The organism is Streptomyces sp. NPDC038280, from assembly GCF_055600045.1.
Genome location: NZ_JBVJYZ010000015.1, coordinates 36,316 through 60,464 on the forward strand (window position 1 = coordinate 36,316; position 24,149 = coordinate 60,464).

General features: G+C 71.9%; 28 protein-coding genes and 1 pseudogene. 18 read left to right on the forward strand and 11 right to left on the reverse strand.

Annotation, left to right across the window (positions count from 1 at the left end):
- Positions 1–81: 81 nt before the first annotated feature.
- Entirely contained in the window at positions 82–525 is a 444-nt protein-coding gene (locus tag ACZ7J0_RS25915) for an ASCH domain-containing protein (RefSeq protein WP_470891197.1), read from the forward strand.
- Positions 526–659: 134 nt separating this feature from the next.
- Here the strand turns inward: ACZ7J0_RS25915 and ACZ7J0_RS25920 are convergent, their stop codons facing one another.
- On the reverse strand, positions 660–2,315 hold the full coding sequence (locus ACZ7J0_RS25920; protein WP_470891198.1) for an FAD-binding dehydrogenase: 1,656 nt from the start codon (positions 2,313–2,315) through the stop codon (positions 660–662).
- A gap of 106 nt (positions 2,316–2,421) precedes the next feature.
- Here ACZ7J0_RS25920 and ACZ7J0_RS25925 point away from each other — a divergent pair.
- From ACZ7J0_RS25925 to ACZ7J0_RS25945, 5 genes and pseudogenes are all read left to right on the forward strand, one after another.
- A pseudogene (locus ACZ7J0_RS25925) lies at positions 2,422–3,045 on the forward strand (TetR/AcrR family transcriptional regulator); the annotation flags it as partial.
- Positions 3,046–3,203: 158 nt separating this feature from the next.
- Positions 3,204–3,968, forward strand: coding sequence for a glucose 1-dehydrogenase (locus ACZ7J0_RS25930; protein ID WP_470891199.1), 765 nt, complete (start codon positions 3,204–3,206; stop codon positions 3,966–3,968).
- A gap of 86 nt (positions 3,969–4,054) precedes the next feature.
- Positions 4,055–4,570 (forward strand): NUDIX domain-containing protein, encoded by a 516-nt coding sequence (locus ACZ7J0_RS25935; RefSeq protein WP_470891200.1) that lies wholly within the window; start codon positions 4,055–4,057, stop codon positions 4,568–4,570.
- A 113-nt stretch (positions 4,571–4,683) separates the two neighbouring features.
- Positions 4,684–5,076 (forward strand): YidH family protein, encoded by a 393-nt coding sequence (locus ACZ7J0_RS25940; protein ID WP_468709512.1) that lies wholly within the window; start codon positions 4,684–4,686, stop codon positions 5,074–5,076.
- Positions 5,073–5,390, forward strand: coding sequence for a DUF202 domain-containing protein (locus tag ACZ7J0_RS25945; protein WP_470891202.1), 318 nt, complete (start codon positions 5,073–5,075; stop codon positions 5,388–5,390). The genes ACZ7J0_RS25940 and ACZ7J0_RS25945 overlap by 4 nt, the downstream gene beginning before the upstream one ends.
- Before the next feature lie 94 nt (positions 5,391–5,484).
- Here the strand turns inward: ACZ7J0_RS25945 and ACZ7J0_RS25950 are convergent, their stop codons facing one another.
- The gene (locus ACZ7J0_RS25950) at positions 5,485–6,426 is read right to left on the reverse strand and encodes an NADP-dependent oxidoreductase (RefSeq protein WP_470891204.1); all 942 of its coding nucleotides are present in this window, start codon (positions 6,424–6,426) and stop codon (positions 5,485–5,487) included.
- Between the two features lie 107 nt (positions 6,427–6,533).
- Entirely contained in the window at positions 6,534–7,160 is a 627-nt protein-coding gene (locus tag ACZ7J0_RS25955) for an NADPH-dependent F420 reductase (RefSeq protein ID WP_470891206.1), read from the reverse strand.
- Between the two features lie 124 nt (positions 7,161–7,284).
- Here ACZ7J0_RS25955 and ACZ7J0_RS25960 point away from each other — a divergent pair, with 124 nt between their 5' ends.
- The 3 genes from ACZ7J0_RS25960 to ACZ7J0_RS25970 all read left to right on the forward strand — a co-directional run bounded on the left by ACZ7J0_RS25960 (position 7,285) and on the right by ACZ7J0_RS25970 (position 8,994).
- Positions 7,285–7,638: a winged helix-turn-helix transcriptional regulator gene (locus ACZ7J0_RS25960; protein WP_470891408.1), complete on the forward strand. Its 354-nt coding sequence runs from the start codon at positions 7,285–7,287 to the stop codon at positions 7,636–7,638.
- Positions 7,639–7,682: 44 nt separating this feature from the next.
- Positions 7,683–7,979, forward strand: a complete 297-nt coding sequence (locus tag ACZ7J0_RS25965) for a hypothetical protein (protein WP_470891208.1) — start codon at positions 7,683–7,685, stop codon at positions 7,977–7,979.
- Between the two features lie 103 nt (positions 7,980–8,082).
- Positions 8,083–8,994 (forward strand): MBL fold metallo-hydrolase, encoded by a 912-nt coding sequence (locus ACZ7J0_RS25970; protein ID WP_470891210.1) that lies wholly within the window; start codon positions 8,083–8,085, stop codon positions 8,992–8,994.
- Positions 8,995–9,019: 25 nt separating this feature from the next.
- Here the strand turns inward: ACZ7J0_RS25970 and ACZ7J0_RS25975 are convergent, their stop codons facing one another.
- On the reverse strand, positions 9,020–10,324 hold the full coding sequence (locus tag ACZ7J0_RS25975; RefSeq protein ID WP_470891211.1) for a glucarate dehydratase family protein: 1,305 nt from the start codon (positions 10,322–10,324) through the stop codon (positions 9,020–9,022).
- Positions 10,325–10,459: 135 nt separating this feature from the next.
- Between ACZ7J0_RS25975 and ACZ7J0_RS25980 the strand changes: the two genes are divergently transcribed.
- Positions 10,460–11,482: a phosphotransferase family protein gene (locus ACZ7J0_RS25980; RefSeq protein ID WP_470891213.1), complete on the forward strand. Its 1,023-nt coding sequence runs from the start codon at positions 10,460–10,462 to the stop codon at positions 11,480–11,482.
- 8 nt (positions 11,483–11,490) lie between these two features.
- The gene (locus ACZ7J0_RS25985; protein ID WP_470891215.1) at positions 11,491–12,705 is read left to right on the forward strand and encodes an acyl-CoA dehydrogenase; all 1,215 of its coding nucleotides are present in this window, start codon (positions 11,491–11,493) and stop codon (positions 12,703–12,705) included.
- 24 nt (positions 12,706–12,729) lie between these two features.
- On the opposite strand, the gene ACZ7J0_RS25990 is transcribed toward ACZ7J0_RS25985, so the two are convergent.
- From ACZ7J0_RS25990 to ACZ7J0_RS26005, 4 genes are all read right to left on the reverse strand, one after another.
- Positions 12,730–12,876, reverse strand: a complete 147-nt coding sequence (locus tag ACZ7J0_RS25990) for a hypothetical protein (protein ID WP_470891216.1) — start codon at positions 12,874–12,876, stop codon at positions 12,730–12,732.
- Positions 12,877–12,947: 71 nt separating this feature from the next.
- Positions 12,948–13,541 carry a TetR/AcrR family transcriptional regulator gene (locus ACZ7J0_RS25995; RefSeq protein WP_470891218.1) on the reverse strand — a complete coding sequence of 198 codons (594 nt, stop codon included), beginning with the start codon at positions 13,539–13,541 and terminating at the stop codon, positions 12,948–12,950.
- Positions 13,542–13,588: 47 nt separating this feature from the next.
- Positions 13,589–15,244, reverse strand: coding sequence for a class I adenylate-forming enzyme family protein (locus tag ACZ7J0_RS26000; RefSeq protein ID WP_470891220.1), 1,656 nt, complete (start codon positions 15,242–15,244; stop codon positions 13,589–13,591).
- A complete protein-coding gene (locus ACZ7J0_RS26005; RefSeq protein ID WP_470891221.1) occupies positions 15,241–16,005 on the reverse strand; it encodes an SDR family oxidoreductase in 765 nt (254 codons plus the stop codon). The genes ACZ7J0_RS26000 and ACZ7J0_RS26005 overlap by 4 nt, the downstream gene beginning before the upstream one ends.
- A gap of 180 nt (positions 16,006–16,185) precedes the next feature.
- Here ACZ7J0_RS26005 and ACZ7J0_RS26010 point away from each other — a divergent pair, with 180 nt between their 5' ends.
- From ACZ7J0_RS26010 to ACZ7J0_RS26035, 6 genes are all read left to right on the forward strand, one after another.
- Complete coding sequence (locus tag ACZ7J0_RS26010; protein WP_470891223.1) at positions 16,186–17,436, forward strand: exo-beta-N-acetylmuramidase NamZ family protein; 1,251 nt, start codon at positions 16,186–16,188, stop codon at positions 17,434–17,436.
- Between the two features lie 47 nt (positions 17,437–17,483).
- On the forward strand, positions 17,484–17,720 hold the full coding sequence (locus ACZ7J0_RS26015; RefSeq protein ID WP_470891225.1) for an erythromycin esterase family protein: 237 nt from the start codon (positions 17,484–17,486) through the stop codon (positions 17,718–17,720).
- 81 nt (positions 17,721–17,801) lie between these two features.
- On the forward strand, positions 17,802–19,067 hold the full coding sequence (locus ACZ7J0_RS26020; RefSeq protein WP_470891227.1) for an alpha/beta fold hydrolase: 1,266 nt from the start codon (positions 17,802–17,804) through the stop codon (positions 19,065–19,067).
- A gap of 339 nt (positions 19,068–19,406) precedes the next feature.
- Positions 19,407–20,036 carry a hypothetical protein gene (locus ACZ7J0_RS26025; protein ID WP_470891229.1) on the forward strand — a complete coding sequence of 210 codons (630 nt, stop codon included), beginning with the start codon at positions 19,407–19,409 and terminating at the stop codon, positions 20,034–20,036.
- Positions 20,037–20,123: 87 nt separating this feature from the next.
- Positions 20,124–20,837, forward strand: coding sequence for a 3-keto-5-aminohexanoate cleavage protein (locus ACZ7J0_RS26030; protein WP_470891230.1), 714 nt, complete (start codon positions 20,124–20,126; stop codon positions 20,835–20,837).
- Positions 20,838–20,903: 66 nt separating this feature from the next.
- Positions 20,904–21,983: an RNA ligase (ATP) gene (locus ACZ7J0_RS26035; protein WP_470891232.1), complete on the forward strand. Its 1,080-nt coding sequence runs from the start codon at positions 20,904–20,906 to the stop codon at positions 21,981–21,983.
- 76 nt (positions 21,984–22,059) lie between these two features.
- On the opposite strand, the gene soxR is transcribed toward ACZ7J0_RS26035, so the two are convergent.
- On the reverse strand, positions 22,060–22,530 hold the full coding sequence (soxR, locus tag ACZ7J0_RS26040) for a redox-sensitive transcriptional activator SoxR (protein ID WP_470891233.1): 471 nt from the start codon (positions 22,528–22,530) through the stop codon (positions 22,060–22,062).
- Positions 22,531–22,650: 120 nt separating this feature from the next.
- Here soxR and ACZ7J0_RS26045 point away from each other — a divergent pair, with 120 nt between their 5' ends.
- Positions 22,651–23,112, forward strand: coding sequence for a MaoC family dehydratase (locus tag ACZ7J0_RS26045; RefSeq protein WP_470891235.1), 462 nt, complete (start codon positions 22,651–22,653; stop codon positions 23,110–23,112).
- Positions 23,113–23,158: 46 nt separating this feature from the next.
- Here the strand turns inward: ACZ7J0_RS26045 and ACZ7J0_RS26050 are convergent, their stop codons facing one another.
- Together ACZ7J0_RS26050 and ACZ7J0_RS26055 are read right to left on the reverse strand one after the other, a co-directional pair.
- Positions 23,159–23,785: a TetR/AcrR family transcriptional regulator gene (locus ACZ7J0_RS26050; protein ID WP_470891236.1), complete on the reverse strand. Its 627-nt coding sequence runs from the start codon at positions 23,783–23,785 to the stop codon at positions 23,159–23,161.
- 71 nt (positions 23,786–23,856) lie between these two features.
- Positions 23,857–24,144 (reverse strand): YiaA/YiaB family inner membrane protein, encoded by a 288-nt coding sequence (locus tag ACZ7J0_RS26055; protein ID WP_470891238.1) that lies wholly within the window; start codon positions 24,142–24,144, stop codon positions 23,857–23,859.
- Between the last annotated feature and the right edge of the window lie 5 nt (positions 24,145–24,149).

Below are 24,149 nucleotides of genomic sequence, written 5' to 3' on the forward strand. Positions count from 1 at the left end.
AGGCGTCCGGTCAGGCGTCCGGTCGGGCGGACGTCTCAGCCGGGCGGACAACCTGGGCGGCCCGCTGCCAGACTGGCACGCATGTCCAGCCATGAAGCCCTGAAGCCCCTTCTGCTCGCCTTCCCGGGGCCGTTGCGCGATCAGCTCGTCGCGGCCGTGCTGTCCGGCGAGAAGGTCTCGACGACCGGTCTGCTCGCCGAGTACGAGATCGAGGACGAGGAACTCCCTCCGGTCGGCGAACGGTCGGCGCTGATCGACTCGGACGGCCGCGAGGTCGCGGTCGTGGAGGTGACCGAGGTGCGCGTGCTGCCGCTCGGCGAGGTCGACCTGGCGCATGCGCTGGACGAGGGCGAGGGATACGCGACGGTCGCCGAGTGGCGTGCGACCCACGAGCGGTTCTGGCACAGCGCGGAGATGCGGGAGGCGCTGGGCGACCCGGAGTTCACGGTCGACGACACGACCCTGGTGGTCGCGGAACGCTTCCGGGTGGTGGAACGGCGCGGGGAGGAGCGGGAAGAGGGGTAGGGGTCACCCGGCTCACACCGTCGCCGCCCCGGCCCACGCCCCGTACCGGAGCCGAAGTGCGGGCCGGGGTGCGGGCAGGGGCCGACGTGCGGGCCGGGCCGAGATGCGTGCAGGGGCCGACGTGCGGGCCGGGGCTAGCCCACCGCCTTCGCCGCCGCGCGGCCGGCCGTGCGGCCGGAGAAGAGGCAGCCGCCGAGGAAGGTGCCCTCCAGGGACCGGTAGCCGTGTACGCCTCCGCCGCCGAAGCCGGCCGCCTCGCCCGCCGCGTACACGCCGGCCAGGGGCGTCCCGTCCGCCGTCAGGACCCGAGAGGACAGGTCGGTCTCCAGGCCTCCGAGCGACTTGCGGGTCAGGATGTTGAGCCGGACGGCGATCAGCGGGCCGGCCTTCGGGTCGAGGATCCGGTGCGGGGTCGCCGTGCGGATCAGCTTGTCGCCGAGGTATCTGCGGGCCCCGTGGATCGCCGTGATCTGGAGGTCCTTGGTGAAGGGGTTGGCGATCTCCCGGTCGCGCGCGACGACCTCGCGGCGCAGTTCCGCCTCGTCGATCAGCGGCTCCCCGGTGAGCGCGTTCATGCCGCGGACGAGCGCGGACAGGTCCTTCTCGACGATGAAGTCGACGCCGTGGTCCATGAACGCCTTGACCGGCCCCGGGACTTCGGCGCGGGCGCGTCCGATGACTCCGCGGACCGATCTGCCCGTCAGGTCGGGGTTCTGCTCGGATCCGGAGAGCGCGAACTCCTTGCCGATGATCCTCTGGTCGAGGACGAACCAGGTGTGGTCGTGGCCGGTGCGCGTGATGTGTTCGAGGGTGCCGAGCGTGTCGAAGCCGGGGAAGAGCGGGACGGGCAGCCGCCTGCCGCGCGCGTCCAGCCAGAGGGACGACGGGCCGGGCAGGATACGGATGCCGTGCCGGGCCCAGATCGGGTTCCAGTTCTCGATGCCCTCGGTGTAATGCCACATGCGGTCGCGGTTGATGTGGTGTGCGCCGGCGCGTTCCGCGATGCCGAGCATCAGGCCGTCGACGTGGGCGGGGACTCCGGAGAGCATCCGCCGGGGCGGTGTGCCGAGCCGCTCGGGCCACTGGGACCGTACGAGGTCGTGGTTGCCGCCGATGCCGCCGGAGGTGACGATCACCGCCTGCGCGCGGTACTCGAAGGCGCCGGCCACCTCCCGGCTGCTGGCGGCGCCGCGGGTCGCCGCGGACGGCTCCAGGATTTCGCCGCTCACCGTGTCGACCACGCCGCCGGTGCGGCTCAGGCCGGTGACCCGGTGGCGGAACCGCAGCCGGACCAGCCCCTTGGCCACTCCCGCGCGGACCCGCCGCTCGAAGGGCTCGACGATGCCGGGCCCGGTCCCCCAGGTGATGTGGAAGCGCGGCACCGAGTTGCCGTGTCCGTTGGCGTCGTACCCGCCGCGCTCGGCCCATCCGACGACGGGGAAGAAGCGCACGCCCTGCGCGTGCAGCCAGGCGCGCTTCTCGCCCGCCGCGAAGTCGACGTACGCCTCCGCCCAGCGCCGCGGCCAGTGGTCCTCGTCGCGGTCGAAGCCGGCGGTGCCGAGCCAGTCCTGGAGCGCCAGGGCGTGGCTGTCCTTGATCCGCATCCGGCGCTGCTCGGGCGAGTCGACGAGGAACAGGCCTCCGAAGGACCAGTGCGCCTGGCCGCCCATGGACTGTTCGGGCTCCTGGTCGAGAAGGATCACGGTGCGTCCGGCATCGACGAGTTCCGCCGCCGCGGCCAGGCCCGCGAGGCCTGCCCCGATCACGATCACATCGGCGTCGTACGCCATGGTCCACGTCCTTCCGGGAGGTGGTCCGATCTTCGATACCCGGCAGTAGCCCGTCAACCGGTTCTGCCTCTCCCCTTTGCTAATGCCGGGCATTAGACTGGTGTTCATGGCGAGGACGTTCGGGGCCGAGACCCGGGAGAAGCTGATCCGTGCGGCGGAGGAGATCTTCGCGGCGCAGGGGGTCGACGGCGCGCAGATGCGGGACATCGTGGCGCTGGCCGGGCAGGCGAACCCTTCCGCTGTGCAATATCACTTCGGCTCGCGCGGCGGTCTTCTCGCCGCCGTGATGGCCGGCCGTCAGGCCCGCACGGAACAGGTGCTGGCTCCGCTGCTCGACGGCGCCGACGATGACGTCCGGGGCCTGCTCACCACGCTCATCACGGCCGAGGCGTCCGAACTGCGCACCGAGCGGGGCCGTTGGTGCCTGCGGATCTCCGCCCAGCTCAGCCACGAGAGCGGGGTGCGCGGCGGAACCCCGCACCCCACCCTCGCCGGAACGGCGTACTGGCGGCTGATCGAACGTCTCGGGGCCCATCTGGTGGGCCCGTTGCCCGAGCCCCTGCGGCTGGAGCGGCTCGATCTGGCGCTCACGATGATCGGGGCCGCGATGGCCGACCGGGCACGGCAGTACCTCGACGGCAGCGAGCCGCTGACCGGTGAGGCCCTCTTCCTCGCCGATCTCGTCGAAACCACCGCGGCGCTGCTCGGGGCGCCGGTTCCCCGCGCCGGCGGCCGCCCGGTCGCCGTTCGCACGAACGGCGTCCGCGGGGGCGACGGCCCGGCGCCCGTCGCCCCCGAACCGGACGGCCCGGGCCGCGACGACGCGTCACCCGACAGCCCGGCATGCGAAGACCACACAGCCCGCCACCACGTGCGAAGGGACCACGCATGAACGACCTCACCGGCAAGACCGTCCTCATCACCGGAGGCGCCCGCGGCCTGGGCGCGGCCGCCGCGCGGCGGGCGGTCGGCGCCGGCGCGCTCGTCGTGATCACCGACGTCCTCGACGAGGACGGAAGGGCCACGGCCGCGGAGCTCGGCGCGAACGCCCGCTTCCTGCACCACGACGTGACGTCGGAGGAGGACTGGCAGCGCGCCGTGGCGTACGCGACCGGCGAGTTCGGCCGCCTCCACGGCCTGGTGAACAACGCCGGCACCGCCGCGGGCTCCCTCCTGGAGACCGAGTCGGTGGAGCACTTCCGCCGCGTCCTCGACATCAACCTCACCGGTGTCTTCATCGGTATGAAGGCCGTGATCCCCGCCATGAGGGAGAACGGCGGCGGCTCGATCGTCAACATCTCCTCCGCGGCCGGCCTGATGGGACTGGCGATGACCGCGGGCTACGGCGCGTCCAAGTGGGGCGTGCGGGGTCTGACGAAGATCGGTGCGGTGGAGCTGGGCACGGCGGGGATCCGGGTCAACTCCGTGCACCCCGGCATGACCTACACGCCGATGACGGCCCCCATCGGTATCCAGCGGGGTGAGGGGAAGTTCCCCGGCGTTCCGATGGCCCGCGTCGGCGAGGCCGAGGAGATCTCCGGCGCCGTGGTCTTCCTGCTCTCCGACGCGGCCTCGTACATGACGGGCGCGGAGCTGGCGGTGGACGGGGGCTGGACCACCGGCCCGACCGTCGACCGCGTCGTGGGCCGCTGATCCGACCGGCCGGTCCGCCCCCGGCCGGTCCGCCCCGACTGATTGCCTCCCCGCTGATCCGCCCCGGCCGGTGATGAGATGGGCTCATGAACCCCGCTGACGAAATTCTGGACGTCGTCGACGAGTACGACGAGGTGATCGGGCAGGCCGCGCGCGGAGAGGTGTACGCGCGCGGCCTGCGCCACCGCTGCGTCTTCATCCAGGCCCGGGACGCCGACGGGCGCGTCTTCGTCCACCGTCGCACCCCGACCAAGCTGGTCTTCCCGTCGCTGTACGACATGTTCGTCGGCGGTGTCGTGGGCGCGGGCGAGACTTACGACGCCGCCGCCCTGCGTGAGGCGGAGGAGGAGCTGGGCGTCACCGGCCTGCCGCGCCCGGTGCCCCTGCTCACGTTCCTCTACGAGTCGCCGGACGGCGAACACAGCTGGTGGTCCGCCGTCTACGAGGTGCGCTGCGAGCTGCCGGTGAACCCGCAGGCCGAGGAGGTCGCCTGGCACGCCTTTCTGCCGGAGTCCGAGCTCGCGCGCCGCCTCACCGAGTGGGAGTGGGTTCCGGACGGCCTCGCGGCGTACGAGCGGCTGCGGGCCCACCGGACGGGGTGAGGGCCAGAGCGCGGCCGGGTCACGACATGCGGCGCGACCGGGTGAGGACCCGTTGCGCGGCCGGGTGGGGACGGAGGCGGGCGGGGGTGCGATCCGCCGGATAAAGTGCACAGGTGAGCGAATTCGTGCAGAGCCTGCGGCTGTGGTTCGCGCCGCAGCGGATCCGGGACGACGGCGAGACGCCCGACTACCGGTTCTCCCTCGCCAATGAGCGCACCTTCCTGGCCTGGATACGCACGGCGCTCGCGCTCGTCGGCGGCGGATTCGCCGTTGACCAGTTCCTGCCGGACCTGCGGTGGGGCGTCCGCGTCGGCCTGGCGCTCGTGCTGCTGGCCGCCGGCGGCCTGTGCGCCCTGCGGGCGGTGAACCACTGGGTGAGGTGCGAGCGGGCGATGCGGCGCGGGCAGGACCTGCCGGTGTCGCGCTTCCCCGTACTGCTCTCGCTGGCCGTCGGCGTCGTCGCCGTGGCCATGGTGGTGGTCGTGATCTTCGGCTGGACCGGGTGAGGGGCGAGCCCGAACCGCGCGATCCGGGACTCCAGCCGGAGCGCACCCGGCTGGCCTGGCGGCGTACGACGCTGTCGTGCACGGTGGCGGCGATCCTGGCGGCGAAGCAGGCGATCCATGGCGGGATCACGCCGGCCGGGGGCGTGGGGGCGGCGCTGTGCGTCCTGGTCTGGCTGGCGTTCCTGCTGGTCGCACACCGGCGTATTGAGGCCCTGGGGGCGAGCAGGCCCGGCGCGCTGACGTTCCGGGGCGCCGTCCTGGCGACGGGATGCACGATCGCGCTGGCGGCGTTCGCCGTGGCCGTGGTGGTCTGACAGCGCTCCGGTCGCGTTCGCCCTGGCCGCCGCGGTCCAGAGCGCGCGGCCGCGTTCGCCCCGGCCGCCGCGGTCCAAAGCGCTCCTGCGCGGGTCAGTCGTCCCAGTCGACGGTGACGACGACCTTGCCGTGCAGCCCGCCGACCGCGTTGGCGCGCTGGGCCTCGGCGGCCTCCTCCAGCGGGAAGGTCTTGGCGATCGGTACGGTCAGGACGCCCTGTTCGGCGAGGTCCGCCAACGCGGCGAGGTCGGCGGCGTCGGGACGCACCCAGCAGTAGAGGCCGCCCAGGGAGAGCACCTGGCCGTCCGAGATGGAGGCGAGCCGCCCCTGCGGCGCGAGCAGCTCGGGTGTGCCCGTGAGGTAGGGGCCGCCAATGGTGTCGAACGCGGCGTCCACACCGCCCGGCGCGAGCGAGCGGACCTGCTCGGCGAGGGTGTCGTCGTAGACGACGGGCTCTCCGCCGAGCGCGCGGACCTGCCGCGGCCCCTCCGCGCGTCCGGGGCGTACGGCGCCGATGACCCTGGCGCCCATGTGCCGGGCGAGCTGCACGGCCATCGCCCCGACGCCGCCGGCCGCCGCGTGCACCAGGACGGTCTCCCCCGGACGCACCGCGAGGGCGCGCAGGACCTGGTAGGCGGTGAGGCCGACGAGCGGCAGGCCGGCGGACTCCTCGAAGGAGAGGTTGCGCGGCTTACGGGCCAGGGTGCGTACGGGCGCGGCCACGTACTCGGCGAAGGTGCCCCGGCACAGGAAGTCCTCGCGTACATAGCCCATGACCTCGTCCCCGACGGCGAACTCGGTGACCGCCGGGAAGGGCCGGACGACCACGCCGGAGACGTCCCAGCCGGGAATGACAGGGAAGACGGCGTCGATCATCCCTTCGAGATGGCCGGCCTGGCACTTCCAGTCGACCGGGTTCACGGCCGCCGCGCGCACCCTCACCAGGACGCTGTCGGGCCCGACTTTCGGCTCGGGGCGCACACCGAGCTCGAGGACCTCGGGACCGCCGTAGCGGCTGTAGCTGATCGCCTTCATGGTCCGACCCTCGGGCGCACCTCGCGCTCCCGCAAGCCGAGCGGGCCGCTCGGACCCTCCCTGGACCGTCCGTCGGACAGGGCACTCGGACAGGTCAGTCGGACGGGTCAGTCGGACAGCGCCGCGAGCGGGGGCAGCATCGGGCGGGGTTCCTCGCCGCTGAGCCACAGGCCCACGAGGAAGGCCGTCGTGGCCTCCAGCAGATCCGCCCGTTCGAGTCCTCCCACGGCGAGCGGAACGCAGCCCATGTCCCGGACCAGAGTGCGCACGCGCTCCAGGGAGACCTCGTCGTCCCCGCACAGGGGGACGGCGAGCGGACCGTCCGCGAAGGCCGGCGGGGTGAGGCGCCAGACGGCGGGCGTGCAGAGGTTGAACGCCTTGACGACATGGGCGCCGGTCGCCTCCGCGAGGACGCGGGCGGCGCCCCGGCCCGGCTCGGTCGTGAGCGTGAAGCCCGGGCCGATCGCGTTCGTACAGTCGATCAGGGTCCGGCCGCTCAGATCCCCGGCCCCGGCGAGGGCGCCGAGCACGGCGCCGTACGGCAGAGCCACCAGCGTCGCGTCGCCGAAGGTGGCCGCGTCGGCCAACGAGCCCGCCCGGGCCCCGATTCGGCGGGCCAGTGCTTCCGTACGAGAGGGCGAGCGGCCGCCGAGGAGAATCTCGTGGCCGGCTCGCGCCCACTGGCCGCCGAGGGCCTCCGCCATGTTCCCGGTGCCGAGAATGCCTATGCGCATGTCCGTTCCCTCACTCGCGTAGCGTGCGGTGTGACCGCGTGCTGTGACGTGACAGGACGCTAGAGGGGGCGGGGGTTACCGAATGGTTCCCAACGGCCCTGGGGAGGGCGGAGTTGTGGACAGGATGCTCGCGGACTGCCGGGCCCGGCTCGGCTTCGACCTGCTGGCCAACACCTGGAATCCGGTGGTCGTCTTCGCGCTGAGCGGCGGCCCCCGGCGCCACGGTGAGCTGCGGACTCTGATCGGCGGCATCAGCGCCAAGGTGCTCACCGAGACGCTCCGGCGGCTCGAGGGGTACGCGCTGGTGGAGCGGCGCGTCGGCCGGGAGTCCCCGCCCCGGGTGGAGTACGGGCTGACCGAGCTCGGGCGCAGTCTCCTGGAGCCGATCGAAGCGCTCGGCCGCTGGTCGGCCGAGTACGGCGAGATGTTCGCCGCCGCGCAGGGGTGGAACTCGGACGAATGCCACATTCAGGACTAGCCTTGAAGTGTCGTTCGATCCCCCATCCCTGCAGAGGCTCGGTCATGACCCTTCTCCACCACGAACACCCCACGCACGAGCACGCGCACGGCCCCACCTGCGGCCACACGGCCGTCGAACACGGCGACCATGTCGACTACGTCCACGACGGGCATGTGCACCGCGAGCACTCCGGGCACTGGGACGAGTGCGAGCCGGGCGAGCACACCGCGCACAGCGGACACGCCCACGAGCACGGCGACGGCTGCGGGCATCCGGCCATCGAGCATGGGGACCATGTCGACTACGTCCACGACGGCCACCGGCACGCGGCTCACGACGGCCATTGGGACGATCACTGACCCTTCCCGGATCCACTCCCCCGGCTTCCGGACCACTTCCCCCGGCGGTTCCTCAACTGGCAGGCTTCCTCCCACCAGTTGACTGTCTCCCCGGGGGAAATCCGTGCCTGCCGACGACCCGTATCCCGTCCTGCTCGCGCCGGGGGTGCACGCATATGTCCAGCCCGACGGCGGCTGGTGTCTCAACAACGCCGGGTTCATCAGCGACGCGGGCAGCACCCTTCTCGTCGACACGGCCGCGACCGAGCGGCGCGCCCGGTTGCTGCGTGACGCGCTCGTGGGCAGCGGAGCCCCGCTGCCCCGGATGATCGTCTCCACCCACCACCACGGTGACCACACGTACGGCAACGCGGTGTTCGCGCCCGAGGCCGTCGTCGTGGGGCACGAGTCCTGCCGCGCCGAGCAGATCGCGGCAGGGCACCAGCTCCATCTCGTATGGCCGCAGACGGACTTCGGGGACATCCGGCTCGTGCCGCCGACGGTGACGTACAGCGAACGGCTCACGTTGCACATCGGCGAGCTGGAGGTGCGGGTACTGCACCCCGGCGTCGCGCACACCACCGGCGATTCGATCGTCCATCTGCCGGAGCACGGGGTCGTGTTCAGCGGCGATCTGATCTTCCACGGCGGTACGCCCTTCCTGCCCATGGGTTCCCTGCGGGGCTCGCTGCGGGCGCTGGAACTGCTGCGGTCGCTGGACGCGGAAACGGTCGTGCCCGGGCACGGCGCCGTCACCGATCCCTCCGCGTACGACGCGACCGAGCGCTATCTGCGGTACGTCGGCGAGCTCGCCGCGGAGGGGCACGCCAAGGGGCTCACCCCGCTCGAGACCGCGCTCGGAGCGGATCTCGGCGAGTTCGGCGCGTGGCGCGAGAGCGAGCGGCTGGTGGCGAATCTGCACCGGGCGTACGCGGAGCTGGACGGGCTGCCGGAAGGCTCGCCGCTGGATCCGGTCATGGTGTTCGGTGACATGGCGCTCATGAATGGCGGAGTGCCGGTGCAATGTCACGCGTGACGCCACCGGCAGAGGTCCGCGGGCGTCACCAGCGCGGGATCGCGGGCGCCACCCACCCGGGATCCGCCGTCCGCATCGCCGCCGCGTCGTCACGCTCCCGCATCGCGCCGTCGTCCTCCAGCCAGCGGCGGTGGAGCGCCGCGAGCCTCTCGCGGTCCAGCTCGACACCGAGCCCGGGCGCGTCCGAGACGGTGAGCCGGCCGTCGCGGAAGACATGCCGGGCGGTGATCACGTCCTCGGTCTGCCACGGGTAGTGGCTGTCGCAGGCGTAGTCGAGGTTGGGGACCGTGGCGGCGACCTGTGTCATGGCGGCGAGGCTGATGCCGAGGTGGGTGTTGGAGTGCATGGAGAGCCCGATCCCGAAGGTGCGGCAGATCGCGGCCAGTTCGCGCGTCCTGTGCAGACCGCCCCAGTAGTGGTGGTCGGAGAGGACCACCCGCACGGCGCCGCGCGTGAACGCCTCGGGGATCTCGGCGAGGGTGGTCACGCACATATTGGTGGCGAGCGGCACGTCCGTGCGGGCCGCGATCTTCGCCATCCGTTCGGTTCCGCTCGCCGGGTCCTCCAGGTACTCGAGGACGCCCTCCAGTTCGCGGGCGACGTACAGCGAGGTCTCGACGGACCAGGCGCCGTTCGGGTCGAGCCGCAGGGGCCGGCCGGGGAAGGCCTCGGCGAGCGCCCGGACGGCGGCGATCTCCCGGTCCGGTTCGAAGACTCCGCCCTTGAGCTTGAAGGAGCCGAAGCCGTACACGCGCGCGAAGCGGCGCGCCTGCTCCACGACGCCCGCCGGGTCGAGAGCGGCTCCCCAGTCGTCCCGTTCGGCCGGCACGCCGGGCGGGTGCTCGGCCCAGCGGTGGAAGAGGTACGCGCTGTACTCCACCGAGTCGCGGACCTTTCCGCCGAGCAACGCGTGGACGGGCAGGCCCAGGGTCTTGCCCAGAGCGTCGAGGCAGGCGACCTCGAAGGCTGAGACGACGGAGAGCCGCAGCTTGTCCGCGGTCTGCACACCGCGGAGTCCGCCCGCCTCGACCCGGACGTCCACGGCCCGTGAGTCGCCGCACACCGTCTCCGCCATGGAGAACAGGGCGTTCACGTCCGTGACCGAGTGCCCGGGCAGCGCCTCGGCGAGCGCCCGGGCGGGCTCCAGATACCTCCCGTCCCCGTAGGTCTCCCCCACGCCCGTGACGCCGCCGCGCGTCACTACTTCCACGATCAGCCTGGGGGTGTAGGGCTGATGGACGCCCTGAGTGTTGAGCAGAGGGGGATCGGAGATGAGGATCGGGGTAAGCCGGACGTCCTCGAGCAGCAGCGCACTGCCGTCAATATTCATACGTGAACCCTATTCATGGATACAACCACAGGGCCAGAGGACGGCTCCCGCTTTCCCGTTCCGCACTGGACGACATACCGACTGGTCGGCATCATTAGCCGGAGTCGTCGTCCCGTCACCCCGGAGGTGCGCACCATGAGCTCAGCCCCGCCGCCAGGCCTCGATCCCGAGCAGTTGCGCGGCCTTCTCGACCGCGAGCGCCCGGGACTGGTGAGCGGACCGCTCAGCGCGCGCCTGATCGAGGGCGGCCGGTCGAACCTCACCTACGTCGTCAGCGACGGCACCGGACAGTGGGTCGTCCGCCGGCCGCCGCTCGGGCACGTCCTGGCGACCGCCCACGACATGAAGCGGGAGCACCGCGTGATCAGCGCGCTGCACCCCACTCCGGTCCCGGTCCCCCGGCCCGTGCTCCTCTGCGAGGACGAGTCGGTGCTCGGTTCGCCGTTCTACGTCATGGAGTTCGTGTCCGGCACTCCGTACCGTACGGCCGAACAGCTCGCCCCGCTCGGTCCGGAGCGCACGCGCGCGGCGGTCCTCGGGCTCGTCGACACCCTGGTCGACCTGCACGCCGTGGACCCGCAGGAGGTCGGCCTCGGTGACTTCGGCCGGCCCGAGGGGTTCCTGGACCGGCAGCTGCGCCGCTGGGGCAAGCAGCTGGCCGCTTCCCGGGGCCGCGAACTCGCCGGCGTCGACGAGCTGCACGCCTCCCTCGGACGCGCGCTGCCCGCTTCCCCCTCGCCGACCGTCATCCATGGCGACTACCGCCTCGACAACGTCCTGATCGGCGAGGACGACAGCATCAAGGCCGTACTCGACTGGGAGATGTCCACGCTCGGCGATCCGCTCACCGATCTGGGGCTGCTGGTGATGTACAGCGCGAAGCTGGAGCTGCCCGACTCCCCGATCAGCACGACGGCCACCGCCGCCGGCCACCCCACGCCCGCCGAGCTGATCGAGCGCTACGCCGCCCGCTCCGGCCGCGACACCTCCGCCCTCTCCTGGTACACGGCCTTCGCCTGGTTCAAGCTCGCCGTGATCCTCGAGGGCATCCACTACCGCTACACCCTCGGCCAGACCGTCGGCGGCGGCTTCGACCGCATCGGCGAACTCGTCCCCGTCTTCATCGAGCACGGCCTCACCACCCTCCAGGAAGGCTGATCCCACCCATGGACTTCGCATTCGACGCGCGCACCGAGGAACTGCGGGCGAAGCTGCTCGCCTTCATGGACGAGTACGTCTACCCGGCCGAGCAGACCGCCCATGAGCAGCGGACCCTGCTCGCCTCCCCGTGGGACACCCCGCAGGTGGTGGAGGACCTCAAGGCCGAGGCCCGCCGCCAGGGCCTGTGGAACCTCTTCCTGCCGGACAGCGAGTACGGGGCGGGGCTCACCAACCTCCAGTACGCGCCGCTCGCCGAGATCACCGGTCGCAGCCCGCAGCTGGCCCCGACCGCGCTGAACTGCGCGGCTCCGGACACCGGCAACATGGAGGTGCTGACCCAGTTCGGCGACGAGGCCCAGCGCAAGCAGTGGCTGGAGCCGCTGCTCGCCGGGGAGATCCGCTCGGCCTTCGCGATGACGGAGCCGGAGGTCGCCTCGTCCGACGCGACGAACATCGAGACCCGGATCACGAGGGACGGCGACGACTACGTCGTCAACGGCCGCAAGTGGTACATCTCCGGGGCCATGAACCCCGACTGCAAGATCTTCATCGTGATGGGCAAGACGGACCCGGACGGTGCGGACATCCGCCGTCAGCAGTCGATGATCCTCGTGCCCCGGGACACCCCCGGCGTCGACGTCCGGCGCGCCATGCAGGTGTACGGCTACGAGGACCACTCCCACGGCGGCCACGCCGAGGTGTTCTTCGACGACGTCCGCGTCCCGGCGTCGAACCTGATCGGCGAGGAGGGCAGCGGCTTCGCGATCGCCCAGGCCCGCCTCGGTCCGGGCCGGATCCACCACTGCATGCGGCTGATCGGCATGGCCGAGCGGGCGATCGAGCTGATGTGCCGCAGGGCCGTGTCCCGTACCGCCTTCGGCAAGCCGATCGCCCAGCAGGGTGTGGTCCAGAACTGGATCGCGGACGCCCGCGTCACCGTCGAGCAGCTGCGGCTGCTGGTCCTGAAGACGGCGTGGCTGATGGACACGGTCGGCAACCGGGGAGCGCACACCGAGATCCAGGCCATCAAGATCGCCACGCCGCGGGCGGTGGTCGACATCCTGGACAAGGCGGTGCAGCTGCACGGCGCCGGCGGGGTGAGCCAGGACTTCCCGCTCGCCGAGCTGTGGGCCTCGGCGCGGACGCTGAAGCTGGCGGACGGGCCGGACGAGGTGCACCAGCGGTCGCTGGCCCGGCGCGAGTTGAAGCAGTATCTGTAGCAGTCCCCGGAAGCCCGGTGCGGGTCAGTACTGCGCGAAGGGGCGGTGGTCGGCGAGCGCCAGCTCCCGTACGAACGCCGTGAAGCGCAGGACCCGCCGGGCCAGGAAGTGGATCAGGGCCGGCCGGTACGAACCGTACGCCGCCGCCCACAGGGTCGGTACGCGGTCCATGCCTCCAGCGTGAACCCGTACCGGCCCGCGGTCCAACCGGGTCCGCGGGCCCGACAGGATCCGGACACGATCTACGGACGCAGGGCCCTCAGCAGCAGGTCCGCGAGCTGGTCGGCGACCTGCTGCGGGGTGAGCGGGCCGTCCGGGCGGTACCAGGTCGACAGGTGGTGGACCGAGCCGAAGTGGTAGTCGACCACCAGGTCGGCGGGGGTGGCCGTGGAGAAGACGCCGCTCCGCTGGCCCTCTTCGATCAGGGCACGGAAGCGCTCGTGGTAATGCCGGCGCTCGGAGCGGACCTGCTTGTTCTTCTCCGGGCTCAGGTGGTGCATGGAGCGGAAGAAGATCGAGGCGTCGTCGAGGTTCTCGATCGTGGTGACCACCACGTCGGCGGCGGCGTCACGCAGCCGCCGCTCGATCGGCGCGTCGGCGTTCGCGAAGGCGTCCAGGCGCTCCTGCTGGAGCCTGAGGACGCGCGAGTACACCTCCTGGAGCAGGTCCTCCTTGGAGCCGAAGTAGTGGTAGAGGGCTCCCTTGGTGACGCCCGCCGCCTCGACGATCTCCTGCACGGAGGTGCGGTCGTAGCCGCGCTCGGCGAAGAGCCGGGTGGCGGCGGCCAGCAGCCTCTGGGGGACGGGGGTACCGCTCCCGTCCGTCGTCCTGGCCATGTGCCGCCGCCTTCCGTGTGGTGAATCGTGTGACGCGTGTGCATTCTCTACGGCCGGGAACGCAGTTCCCGCCTGAGGATCTTCCCACTTGTCGTCTTCGGCAGTTCCGCCAGGATCTCGACCTCGCGCGGGTACTTGTACGCGGCGAGCCGCTCCTCGCAGTACGTGGAGAGTTCGACGGGGTCCAGGGAGGAGCCGGGACGCAGGCTGACGTATGCCTTGACGGTCTCCCCCCGGTACGGGTCGGGGATGCCGACGACGGCCGCCTCGCGGACCGCCGGGTGGGTGTAGAGGACGTCCTCGACCTCGCGGGGCCAGACCTTGAACCCGGAGGCGTTGATCATGTCCTTCTTGCGGTCGACGACATAGAGCCAGCCGTCGGCGTCCATGAAGCCGATGTCGCCGGTGCGCAGTTCGCCGTCGGGGAAGGCATGGGCGGTGGCCTCGGGCAGGCGCCAGTAGCCGGGGACGACCTGGGGGCCGCGGACCGCGATCTCGCCCTGTTCGCCGAACGGCACGTCCTGGCCCAGTTCGTCCACGATCCGGACGATGGTCTCGGGTCCCGGGACGCCGACGGAGAGGGTGCCGGAGCCGGGGTCGACCGGGGCCTCCTTCTCGGGCGGTACGGCGGCACAGGGCGCGGTGCACTCGGTCAGCCCGTAGCCGTTGCGTATGTACGGGCCGAAGGCGGCGCGGAACTTCTCCACCAGGGCGGGCGGCACCGGCGCGCCGCCCGAGGAGATGACCTGGAAGGAGGAGAAGTGGTCCCGGGTGACACCGGGGTGGGCGGCGAGGGCCATGAAGGCAGTGGAGGGGCCGACCGTGTAGGCGGGGCGGTGTTCGGCGAAGGCGTCGAGGACGACGCCCCCCTCGAAGCGGTAGGCGAGGGCGAGGGTGCCCGCGTTGGCGAAGCAGACGGCGAGCTCGCAGACCATGCCCGTGATGTGGAAGAGCGGCGCGAGCGCGAAGTAGCAGGAGCCCTCCGCGATCGGGTGGCCGGTGCGCTGGCGCTCCGCGTTGTAGGTGATCGCTCCGTGCGGGTTCATGGCGCCCTTGGGGGTACCGCTGGTGCCGGAGGTGTAGCTAATCAGCGCGATGTCGTCCCCGGCCGGGTCACGGCCTTCGGGGGCGGTGTGGCCGGCGCGGGCGACGGCCAGCAGGTCGTCGGCGTCGCCGGCCGCGGGCAGCCGCTCGAAGCCGAGGACGCGCGGATCGTCGCGGGACTGGAGGTCGAGCTCGCAGGCGGTGACGGCGAAGCGCACCGAGGGGGCGACCGCGGCCGTCTCCCGCAGATAGCCCTCCCAGGCCCGGTCCGAGCAGATCAGCGCGGTGACCTCGGAGTCCTTCAGCACATGAGCGACTTCGCCGGACTTGTACATGGGATTGAGGGGCACCACGGTGGCGCCGGCCTTCCAGGCTCCGAGGAGCGCGAGGACGAAGTGGGGGCTGTTCTGGAGCATGATCGCCACCCGGTCGCCCCGGCCGACCCCGCGCGCGGCGAGATGCCCGGCGACCGAGTCGGAGAGCGCGTCGGTCTCGGCGTAGGTGAGTCTGCCGTCGAAGTAGGCGAGGGCGGGGTGTCCGGGGGCGCGTGCGGCGGACGCGCGGAAGGCGTGCACGACGGTCGCGGGCGGCGTGAGGGGCGCCTTCTGGGCGTCGCTCAGCTGCGCGAGCCACGGCTTCGCGGCATAGATCGAGGTCACCGGTGCGTCCCTTCCCACTTCTGCTGGAGGTGGTTCATATTGCCCAGCCAGCGTTCGGGGTCGGTTGCCCGGGCCCGGTAGTAGTCGGCGACCTCGGCATGCGGAAGGATCAGGAAGCGGTCGGTCTCGATGCCGTCGAAGAGGGCGTCGGCGACGTCCTCGGGCTCGATGGCGGTGGGGGCGAGGACCAGTTCTCCCGCGGATCCGGCGGCGGTCAGCATGTCCGTACGGACTCCCTGCGGGCAGATCGCGTGGACCTTGACGCCCCGGTGGCGGTAGGTGAGCGAGAGCCATTCGGCGAACGCGTACGCGCCGTGCTTGGAAACGCTGTAGGGGGCGGCGCCGACCATGGTGAGCAGGCCGGCCGCGGAGACGGTGGAGACGAACCGGCCGCTGCCGCGCTCCAGCCAGTCGGGCAGCAGGGCGCGGGCCGCGCGGACGTGGGCCATCACATTGACGTCCCAGGCGGCGGCCCAGACCTCCTCGTCCGCGAAGGCGTCGCCCGGCGAGGCGAGGCCGGCGTTGGCGCAGTAGACGTCGATGGTGCCGTCGAGGGCGTCGCGGGCCTCCTCGACGACGGCCGAGGCGTCGCCGGGGACGGCGGTGGCGCCGATCTCGTCGGCGATGGCCTTGGTACGGCCGGGGTCGATGTCGTTGACGACGACCCGCGCGCCCTCCGCCACGAACCGGCGGGCGAGCGCGGCTCCGATGCCGCCTCCCGCGCCCGTGACCACAACCCCAGCGCCTTGCACCGAACTCATCAAACCCCGCCTCTCCGTCGTGACCGTGCCGACAGACTAACCAGTCGGTATGTAGTCGCGGAAGGGCCCCGGGCGAACCACCGTGCCGGGCTCGTTCCCCGGGGCCCCGGTGCGCGCTAGCGTGCGTGGCCGTGCCAGGCAGGGCGATCAAGGAGGTCCGATGAGTCCGGAGGTATCCCGATGAGCCTGTCCAGACGAGGCCTGCTGGCCGCCGGCGGCGCGGTGGGGGTGGCGGCCGCGGCGGCCGCGCCCGCGTCGGCCCACGGCGGGTCGCGCGGCCGGGTGCGCACCGGTTTCGACCGGCTGGCCGCCGACGGCTATGCCGCGCTGGCCGGACAGCGTGTCGGCGTGGTCACCAATCCGACCGGGATCGCGGTCACCACGGGGGTGCGGCACATCGTCGATGTGATGCACGCCGACGATCGTGTGGACCTGGTGGCGGTGTTCGGCCCCGAGCACGGATTCCGGGGAACGGCCCAGGCGGGCGGGTCGGAGGGGCGGTACGACGACCCGGCGACCGGACTGCCGGTCTACGACACGTACCTGAAGAGCGGGCAGGCCCTCGCGGACGTCTTCACCGCCTCGGGCGTGCAGACGGTCGTCTTCGACATCCAGGACGTGGGCGCGCGCTTCTACACGTACATCTGGACCCTCTACGACTGCATGGTGGCCGCGGCACTGGCCGGGAAGCGTTTCGTGGTCCTCGACCGGCCCAACCCGGTCACCGGGCGGGCGGCGCTGGGGCCGGTGCTGGACCGGGCGTTCGCGACCTTCGTGGGCCGCGAACCGATCGCGCAGGCCCACGGGATGACGGTGACCGAGCTGGCACGCCTGTTCAACGGCGAGTTCCTGGCGAAGCCGGTGGAGCTGGAGACGGTCCGTATGACCGGGTGGCGGCGCGGCGACTTCTACGACGCCACCGGACTGCCCTGGGTGCCGCCGAGCCCCAACATGCCCACGCCGGAGACGGCGCTGGTGTACGCGGGCACCTGTCTCTTCGAGGGGACGAACCTCTCCGAGGGGCGCGGCACGACCCGGCCCTTCGAGCTTCTCGGCGCGGAGGGGATCGACCGTAGCTGGGCGCAGGCCGCGAACGCCCTGGAGCTTCCCGGGGTGCGTTTCCGTGAGGCGTACTTCGCACCGACGTTCTCCAAGTTCCAGGGCAGGACGGTCGGCGGGGTCCAGCTCCATGTGCACGACCGGGAGGCGTTCGATCCGGTACGGACCGGGGTCGCGCTCCTGGTGTCGGCCAAGCGGTCCTGGAGCGGCTTCGCCTGGCGGCCGGACAACTGGATCGACAAGCTGACGGGCTCGGCGCGGGTGCGCACGCTGATCGACGCGGGCGCGGACACGGACGAGGTGGTGGGGGCCTGGACGGCGGACCTGGCTGCCTTCCGGGCCGTCCGGGAGGGGTATTTGGTGTACCACTGACGCGGGGGCTGACCCCTACCGCACAGGGGTGCGGACAGGATGGCCGCATGCCGCCGGCCGACGACATCCTTGGGCACACGCTGGAGCGGGTGTCGCCGCGCGACTACTACCTCGATCTGCGGACAGCTCGCGAGCCCGCACGCGGTTGGCTGGGCGAGTTCCGCCCGACCCGGTCGATCGGCACCGCGTACCCCTGGGAAGGCGACGAGGCACCGATCCGGCTCGCCACCTCCTACGACCTCCTCATCCACTTCCACCGGGTGTCCGCGGCCGGGCTCCTCTAAAGGGTGTTGCAGGTCTGGCCGTCCCTCCGCCGCCGCAGGATGCTGAGCGCACAGCGATCCTCGACGCGGAGGGACGGGCCCATGGCCAACGCGGGTGTGGAGCCGTATCAGGAGATCACCTTCGACAAGGACGGAGACGTCGACGCGGCGCAGCGGGACGCGCTCGGGCGTCTCGGGGTCACGGATCTGGTGATGTTCGCGCACGGGTGGAACAGCTCCCGTTCCGTGGCGACCCGGTTGTACCGGAGCTTCTTCGCCCCGTTCCCGGACGCGATCGGGAACCGGCCCGGGGTGCGGGTCGGGTACGCGGGGGTGGTGTGGCCCTCCATGATGTTCGCCGACGAGCCGGTCCCGGACTTCGAGCACGCCGCGGCGGCGCCGGACGGGGAGAGCGGGCCGGGGCTCGACGAGGCGACCCGGGCGGCGCTGCTCGCGCTGTTCCCCGAACGGGCGGCGGTCGTCGAGCGGCTGGCTGTGCTGCTGGACGAACAGCCCGGGGACGAGGCGGCGTTCGCCGAGTTCGGCGCCCTGCTGCGGGAGTTCGCCGGGACGGAGGCCCCGGGGCTGATCGCGGCGGAGGAGGCGCCGGAATTCCTCCGGGGGGACCCGGTGGAGGTCTGCGACGCGTTCGCGGAGGCGCTGGCGTCGATGGACGGGGGCGGGCAGGAGCTGTTCGGCGGCGGGGCGAGGAGGCTCTGGAAGGGTGCCAAGGAGGCGCTGCGACAGGCCACCTACTACACGATGAAGCGCCGGGCGGGCACGGTCGGGGAGCGGGGGCTCGGGCCGGTCCTCGGGTCGCTGTCGCGCTCGTCCCCCGCCCTGCGGATCCATCTGGTGGGGCACAGCATGGGCGCGCGCCTGATGGCGTTCGCGCTGCGCGGGCTGCCCGACGGCGTACGGAGCGTCAAGTCGCTGACGTTGCTTCAGGGCGCCTTCTCACACTATGCGTTCGCGCCGAGTCTGCCGCACGCCGTCCGGGAGAGCGGGGCGCTGCGGGACATGCAGAGACGGGTCGACGGGCCGGTCGTCGCCTGCTATTCGCGTCATGACTCGGCGCTCGGTGTGATCTATCCGCTGGCGTCCCGGCTGGCCCGGGACTCCTCGACCGTGGTGGGGCTCGACAAGCGGTGGTGGGCGGTGGGCCACGGCGGCATCCAGGCCGTGGCCGGGACGGCGGCGCTGACCCTGGAGGGGGCGCTGCGGGACGGCATCCCGGGAACGGGCTGCGTGAACATCGACGCGGCGTCGGTGGTCCGGCGCGGCGGTCCCCCGGCGGGCGCGCACAGCGACATCTGCCACCCGGAACTGGCCCGGGTGGTCATCGCGGCGGGCCGGATCGGGCGGTGAGGCCCCGGGAGCCGCACGGGACCAAGGCGGCGTCGAGGAGGCTTGATTGAGGGGGCTTGGTCGAGGGGGCGCCGCTGAGGAAATCGGTCAACTTCCCGTGGGCGGGCCCGCCGTGGCCGCCCACGGGCGCGGCACGCTGTCCGAGCCGGTCAGAGCCGTGCGCGGGGCGGGCACCGAGGAGCCGACGGGCGCGAACCTCGCCGTCGCACGCCTCCCGAATCACCACAACAAGCCGTCCTCGGCTCTTATGGGGCCCATCGGATTTTCGATGGAGCCGGATCGGGTAGTCGTACGTCCATTCCTTGACGCCGAAGTACCAGCGACGGAGGTGGCAGTGCGATGGCCGGTTTCCAAAGTCTTGCGAGACAGGTCCGCGATCCGAGGTCCGACCTGGCGCTGCGGAGGTATTCGCTCCGCAAGTGCCTGGAGAGGTTCGCCCCTTATGGGCACCGGGCGACCTGGAACCATCTGTGCGGTCGGCACAGGTTCGACCCGGAGGACAGGGGGCCCGATCCGGCGCGGCTGGTGGCCGCGCTCGACGAGCTGGAAGAGGCACGGAGGATCTGGCTGGCGTACGAGGTGGACTTCGCGAAGCGGCGCAAGCGCGAGAAGCACGACGGTTTGCGGCGCCCCGGGGTCTTCGACGACTGGCACCGGCGCACCTGGGGCGGCCGCGGGATCCTGCGGTGCGACGATCCGGACGTCCATCCGTCGGAGCCCCTCGACGAGGTACTGCGACGGCTGATCGGCGCGCTGGGATCGGGGCCCGGGGATCACTGCCCGGTATGTGCCGGCGACCGGATCGTCTGGCGGCCGGACTTGTCGCAGGAACCGTGGTTCGGCCCGGTCTGCACGGGCTGCGGGGTAGTGGTGCCCCAGCCGGTGCTGTCGTCCCGGGCGCTCGCGGTCGCGAAGCGCGGTCCGCGCGGACGACTGTCCCTGCGCAAGGAGCTGGCCTCCGTGGCATGAGCCGGGGCGTGCGCGGGGGCGACGCGGGGCGGATGCCCGGCGTCGGCGCGCCTCGCCTTGTCAGTGCCTCCTGGCACCATCGGTTCCATGATTCAGGTCTGTCTCAACGGGGGCCGCGGGGCCGCCGATTCAGCCGCCGTGCCCCTGTCTCCGAAGGAGCTGGCCAGGTCGGCCGCGGAGGCGGTCGCCGCCGGCGCCGTGGACGCGCATGTCCATCCGAAGACGCCGTGCGGTGACGACACGCTCTCGCCGCGGGTGGTGGCGGACGTGCTCACGGCGATACGGAGCGCGGTGGACGTGCCCGTCGGGGTGACCACGGGGGCGTGGGCCGAGCCCGATCCGGCGCGTCGTGCGGAGCGCGTCCGCTCCTGGACCGTGCTGCCCGACCACGCGTCGGTCAACTGGCACGAGCCGGGGGCCGAGGAGGTCGCGGCGGCGCTGATTGAGCGCGGGGTCGGCGTGGAGGCGGGCATCTGGTCGGGGACGGACGGGGCCGAGCGCTTTCTGCGCTCGCCCCTCGGGCCCCGGGTGGTACGGGTGCTCGCGGAGGTCACGGACCGGGACGCCGGGACCGCCGAGGCCTCGGCCCGGGCCCTGCTCGCCGCCCTGGGGCCGGCCCACGGGATGCCGGTACTGCTGCACGGCGAGGAGGGTGGCGCCTGGCCGGTGCTGCGGCTGGCCCGGCGTCTCGGCCTGGCCACCCGGGTGGGACTGGAGGACGTCCTGGTCCTCCCGGACGGGCGACGCGCCCTGTCCAACGCCGAGTTGGTGACGGCGGCGCGCGACATTACCAGGCCTTAAATCGATGGCTCCACCCCATTCTCGACCGCACAGTAGGGGCGATGAGACCCGACCGAGGAGCCTGACATGTCGACGCTGCGCGTCACCGCCGAACTGCTGACCATCCACGAGCACCCCAACGCCGACGCGCTCGAACTGGCCCAGGTGGGTCTGTACCGAGCGGTCGTCGCCAAGGGCGCCTATCGCAGTGGCGACGCGGCCGTCTACATCCCCGAGCAGGCCGTCCTTCCCCTGGCCCTGGTCGACGAGCTGGGACTGACCGGGCGGCTGGCGGGCGGGGCGTCCGACCGGGTCAAGGCGGTGCGGCTGCGGGGCGAGTTGTCGCAGGGCATCGTCTGCCGGCCCAAGGCCCTCGCCGATGTCGACCTGCAGCGGGCTGCGGGTGACGGCACCGACTTCGCCGAGCTCCTGGGCATCACGAAGTGGGTACCGCCCATACCGCCGACGATGAGCGGGGAGGTCGAGTCCGCACCCGAGCTGCTGCCCTGGGTGGACATCGAGAACGTGCAGCGCTACCCCGGGATCTTCGAGCCGGGCGAGCCCGTCGTGCTGACGGAGAAGCTGCACGGATCGGCCTGCCTGATGACGTACGTCGCGGACGGCGCGCGGGTGTACGTGTCCTCGAAGGGCTTCGGCTCGAAGGGACTGGCGCTGACCGAGGATCCGCGCAATCTGTACTGGCGGGCGATCCGTGGCCATGGCGTCCCGGAGGTCGCCGCCGCCCTCGCCGAGCGTCTGGGCGCCACCCGGGTCGGCGTCTTCGGCGAGGTGTACGGCGCGGGGGTGCAGGACCTGGCGTACGGCGCCGACGGCCGTCGCGAGACGCTGGGTTACGCCGCCTTCGACGTGTCGGCCGAGATCGACGGCCGGGTCCGCTGGCTGGACTCGGCCGAACTGACGGCGCTGCTGGAGGACGGCGCGCTGCCGCTGGTGCCCCGGTTGTACGCGGGGCCGTACGACATCGCCAAGGTGCTGGAGCTGGCGAGCGGGCGGGAGACCGTGTCCGGGCGCGACCTGCATCTGCGCGAGGGGGTCGTGATACGCCCCGCCACCGAGCGGTACAGCCCGGTGGTGGGCGGCAGGGCGATCGCGAAGGCGGTCAGCCCGGCGTATCTGACCCGCAAGGGCGGCACGGAGTACGAGTAGCCGGCCCGCCGGTGCGGCGCGCCGCCGGCACCGGCCATGGACAGGGGGTCCGCCCACGGGGGTGGCGGGCCCCCGCTCACTTCTTCGCGGCGGGCTTCTCCGGCAGCAGCCGCGATCCGCTCAGGCGCTCGCCGAACACATCGTCCGGGTTGGACAGGACGCAGTTCTCCAGCGAGAGACAGCCGCAGCCGATGCAGTCGGTCAGATGGTCGCGCAGCCGACCGAGCTGTTTGATGCGTTCGTCCAGCTCCGAGCGCCAGGTCTCGGAGAGCTTCGCCCAGTCGTCCCGGGTCGGGGTGCGTTCCTCGGGGAGTGCGGCGAGGGCGTTCCTGATCGTCGCCAGCGGGATGCCGACCCGCTGCGCCGCGCGGACGAACGCGACCCGACGCAGCGCGTCACGGCCGTAGCGGCGCTGATTGCCACTGGTCCGGCGGCTGCTGATCAGCCCCTTGGACTCGTAGAAATGCAGGGCGGACACGGCAGCGCCGCTGCGCGCGGACAGCTGGCCGACCGTGAGCTCGTGGATCTTCTCTGGAATCTGCGGCACTCCTCGAACCCTACTGGGCGCCCGTTGACAGACAGCCCCCCACCCAACATGCTGAGCAAGCGCTTAGACATGAGCGGGGCGCGAGTCGCCCAGGGTGTGCGAGAGGCAGGGAACAGGGACATGGCAGAGCCGAGGATCTTCACCTCCGCCGAGGAGCTGCGCGCCGGAGTCGGCGAGCAGTTGGGCCACAGCGAGTGGCTGGAGATCGACCAGAAGCGGGTCGATCTGTTCGCAGACGCCACCGGCGATCATCAGTGGATCCATGTGGACCCTGAGCGCGCGGCGGGCGGACCGTTCGGGACGACCATCGCGCACGGCTATCTGACGCTCTCGCTGCTGCCGACGCTGGTGCCGCAGATCCTGCGGGTCGAGGGCATGAAGATGGGCCTCAACTACGGCACCAACAAGGTGCGCTTCCCCTCCCCCGTGCCGGTCGGATCGCGGCTGCGCGCCTCCGCCGTGCTCCAGTCGGTCGAGGAGGCGGGCGGCGGCGTCCAGGTGACCGCGCTGGTCACGGTGGAGCGCGAGGGCGGCGACAAGCCGGTGTGCGTCGCCGAGTCGGTCTCCCGTTACTACTTCTGAGACCCGGCCGCCCCCTTCCAGGGCCCGCCCGCTCCAGCGCGGGCGGCTATTTCTGGGCCGCGACCATTCTCAGGACGAGGTCGGCGTAGAACGCGCCGACCTCGTCCGGCGTCCGGCGCCCTTCCACGTTGAACCAGCGCGCCACGTCGATGCAGAGCGAAAGCACGGCGACCGCGGTGCCCGGCACGTTCGGCACGTCGAACTCGCCCGCCGCCACCCCCTCGTTGAGGATGCGCCGGACCACCGCGTCGCTCTTGCGGCGCAGCTCCATGATCTCAATGCGGTGCTCGTCACCGAGGGCGTCGAGTTCGTACTGGACGACCCGCGCGGTGGCGTGGCGTCCGGCGTGCCAGCGGACGAAGGACCGTACGGCGGCGGAGAGCCGGTCGGCCGCGGTCCCGTCACCGTTCGCCGCCCCCTCCAGGATCTCCAGGGCCTTGTCGTGGCCGATCCGGCTGATCCGGTGGAGCAGCTCTTCCTTGGTCTTGTAGTGGATGTAGAGCGCGGCGGGACTCATGCCGGCCCGGCCCGCGATGTCACGGGTGGTGGTGGCGTGGTAGCCGCGCTCTGCGAACGCCTCGACGGCGGCGACCAGCAGCTTCCTGGCCGCCTCGGGGGCCACCTCGCCCCACGGCGCGTCCTCGCCGCCGGTGGTCTCCTCCGCCGCAGTCATCGTTCGCCCCTTCTCAGGTCCATCCTCGGGTCCAGCAGGACGAACACCATACAACGACGGTGAGCAAGCGCTTAGAGCTTCTGGAAGGGATCATGGTCGGCGAGGAGCTTCTCCAGCCGTGCCTGGTCCACCCGGCTGACGATCTGCCCGGCCTCCTGGCGGTCGCGGACGACCTTGGCGAGGGTGAAGGAGGAGGTCGTGAGATAGAGGACCGCGATCGCGAGGAAGGCCCGGACCCAGACGTCGGTCTCCAGATTGAAGATGCCGACGGAGACGGCTCCCAGCGCGAGGGCGAAGGAGGCGACGGCCTGCCCGTAGTAGGCCGCCGTGTTCTGCTGCTTGACCGGTGTGTCACTCATGGGGA

Bases quoted from the DNA above. Each gene is read 5' to 3' on its own strand.
- ACZ7J0_RS25980 (WP_470891213.1), top strand. From the start codon at position 10,460: ATGAGCTCAGCCCCGCCGCCAGGCCTCGATCCCGAGCAGTTGCGCGGC.
- ACZ7J0_RS26020 (WP_470891227.1), top strand. From the start codon at position 17,802: ATGGCCAACGCGGGTGTGGAGCCGTATCAGGAGATCACCTTCGACAAG.
- ACZ7J0_RS25950 (WP_470891204.1), bottom strand. From the start codon at position 6,426: ATGAAGGCGATCAGCTACAGCCGCTACGGCGGTCCCGAGGTCCTCGAG.
- ACZ7J0_RS25985 (WP_470891215.1), top strand. From the start codon at position 11,491: ATGGACTTCGCATTCGACGCGCGCACCGAGGAACTGCGGGCGAAGCTG.
- ACZ7J0_RS26055 (WP_470891238.1), bottom strand. From the start codon at position 24,144: ATGAGTGACACACCGGTCAAGCAGCAGAACACGGCGGCCTACTACGGG.
- ACZ7J0_RS25935 (WP_470891200.1), top strand. From the start codon at position 4,055: ATGAACCCCGCTGACGAAATTCTGGACGTCGTCGACGAGTACGACGAG.
- ACZ7J0_RS26015 (WP_470891225.1), top strand. From the start codon at position 17,484: ATGCCGCCGGCCGACGACATCCTTGGGCACACGCTGGAGCGGGTGTCG.
- ACZ7J0_RS26050 (WP_470891236.1), bottom strand. From the start codon at position 23,785: ATGACTGCGGCGGAGGAGACCACCGGCGGCGAGGACGCGCCGTGGGGC.
- ACZ7J0_RS25975 (WP_470891211.1), bottom strand. From the start codon at position 10,324: ATGAATATTGACGGCAGTGCGCTGCTGCTCGAGGACGTCCGGCTTACC.
- ACZ7J0_RS26010 (WP_470891223.1), top strand. From the start codon at position 16,186: ATGAGCCTGTCCAGACGAGGCCTGCTGGCCGCCGGCGGCGCGGTGGGG.
- ACZ7J0_RS25955 (WP_470891206.1), bottom strand. From the start codon at position 7,160: ATGCGCATAGGCATTCTCGGCACCGGGAACATGGCGGAGGCCCTCGGC.
- ACZ7J0_RS25920 (WP_470891198.1), bottom strand. From the start codon at position 2,315: ATGGCGTACGACGCCGATGTGATCGTGATCGGGGCAGGCCTCGCGGGC.
- ACZ7J0_RS25990 (WP_470891216.1), bottom strand. From the start codon at position 12,876: ATGGACCGCGTACCGACCCTGTGGGCGGCGGCGTACGGTTCGTACCGG.
- ACZ7J0_RS26005 (WP_470891221.1), bottom strand. From the start codon at position 16,005: ATGAGTTCGGTGCAAGGCGCTGGGGTTGTGGTCACGGGCGCGGGAGGC.
- ACZ7J0_RS25995 (WP_470891218.1), bottom strand. From the start codon at position 13,541: ATGGCCAGGACGACGGACGGGAGCGGTACCCCCGTCCCCCAGAGGCTG.
- ACZ7J0_RS25960 (WP_470891408.1), top strand. From the start codon at position 7,285: ATGCTCGCGGACTGCCGGGCCCGGCTCGGCTTCGACCTGCTGGCCAAC.
- ACZ7J0_RS26025 (WP_470891229.1), top strand. From the start codon at position 19,407: ATGGCCGGTTTCCAAAGTCTTGCGAGACAGGTCCGCGATCCGAGGTCC.
- ACZ7J0_RS26030 (WP_470891230.1), top strand. From the start codon at position 20,124: ATGATTCAGGTCTGTCTCAACGGGGGCCGCGGGGCCGCCGATTCAGCC.
- ACZ7J0_RS25930 (WP_470891199.1), top strand. From the start codon at position 3,204: ATGAACGACCTCACCGGCAAGACCGTCCTCATCACCGGAGGCGCCCGC.
- ACZ7J0_RS25915 (WP_470891197.1), top strand. From the start codon at position 82: ATGTCCAGCCATGAAGCCCTGAAGCCCCTTCTGCTCGCCTTCCCGGGG.
- ACZ7J0_RS25965 (WP_470891208.1), top strand. From the start codon at position 7,683: ATGACCCTTCTCCACCACGAACACCCCACGCACGAGCACGCGCACGGC.
- ACZ7J0_RS26035 (WP_470891232.1), top strand. From the start codon at position 20,904: ATGTCGACGCTGCGCGTCACCGCCGAACTGCTGACCATCCACGAGCAC.
- ACZ7J0_RS26045 (WP_470891235.1), top strand. From the start codon at position 22,651: ATGGCAGAGCCGAGGATCTTCACCTCCGCCGAGGAGCTGCGCGCCGGA.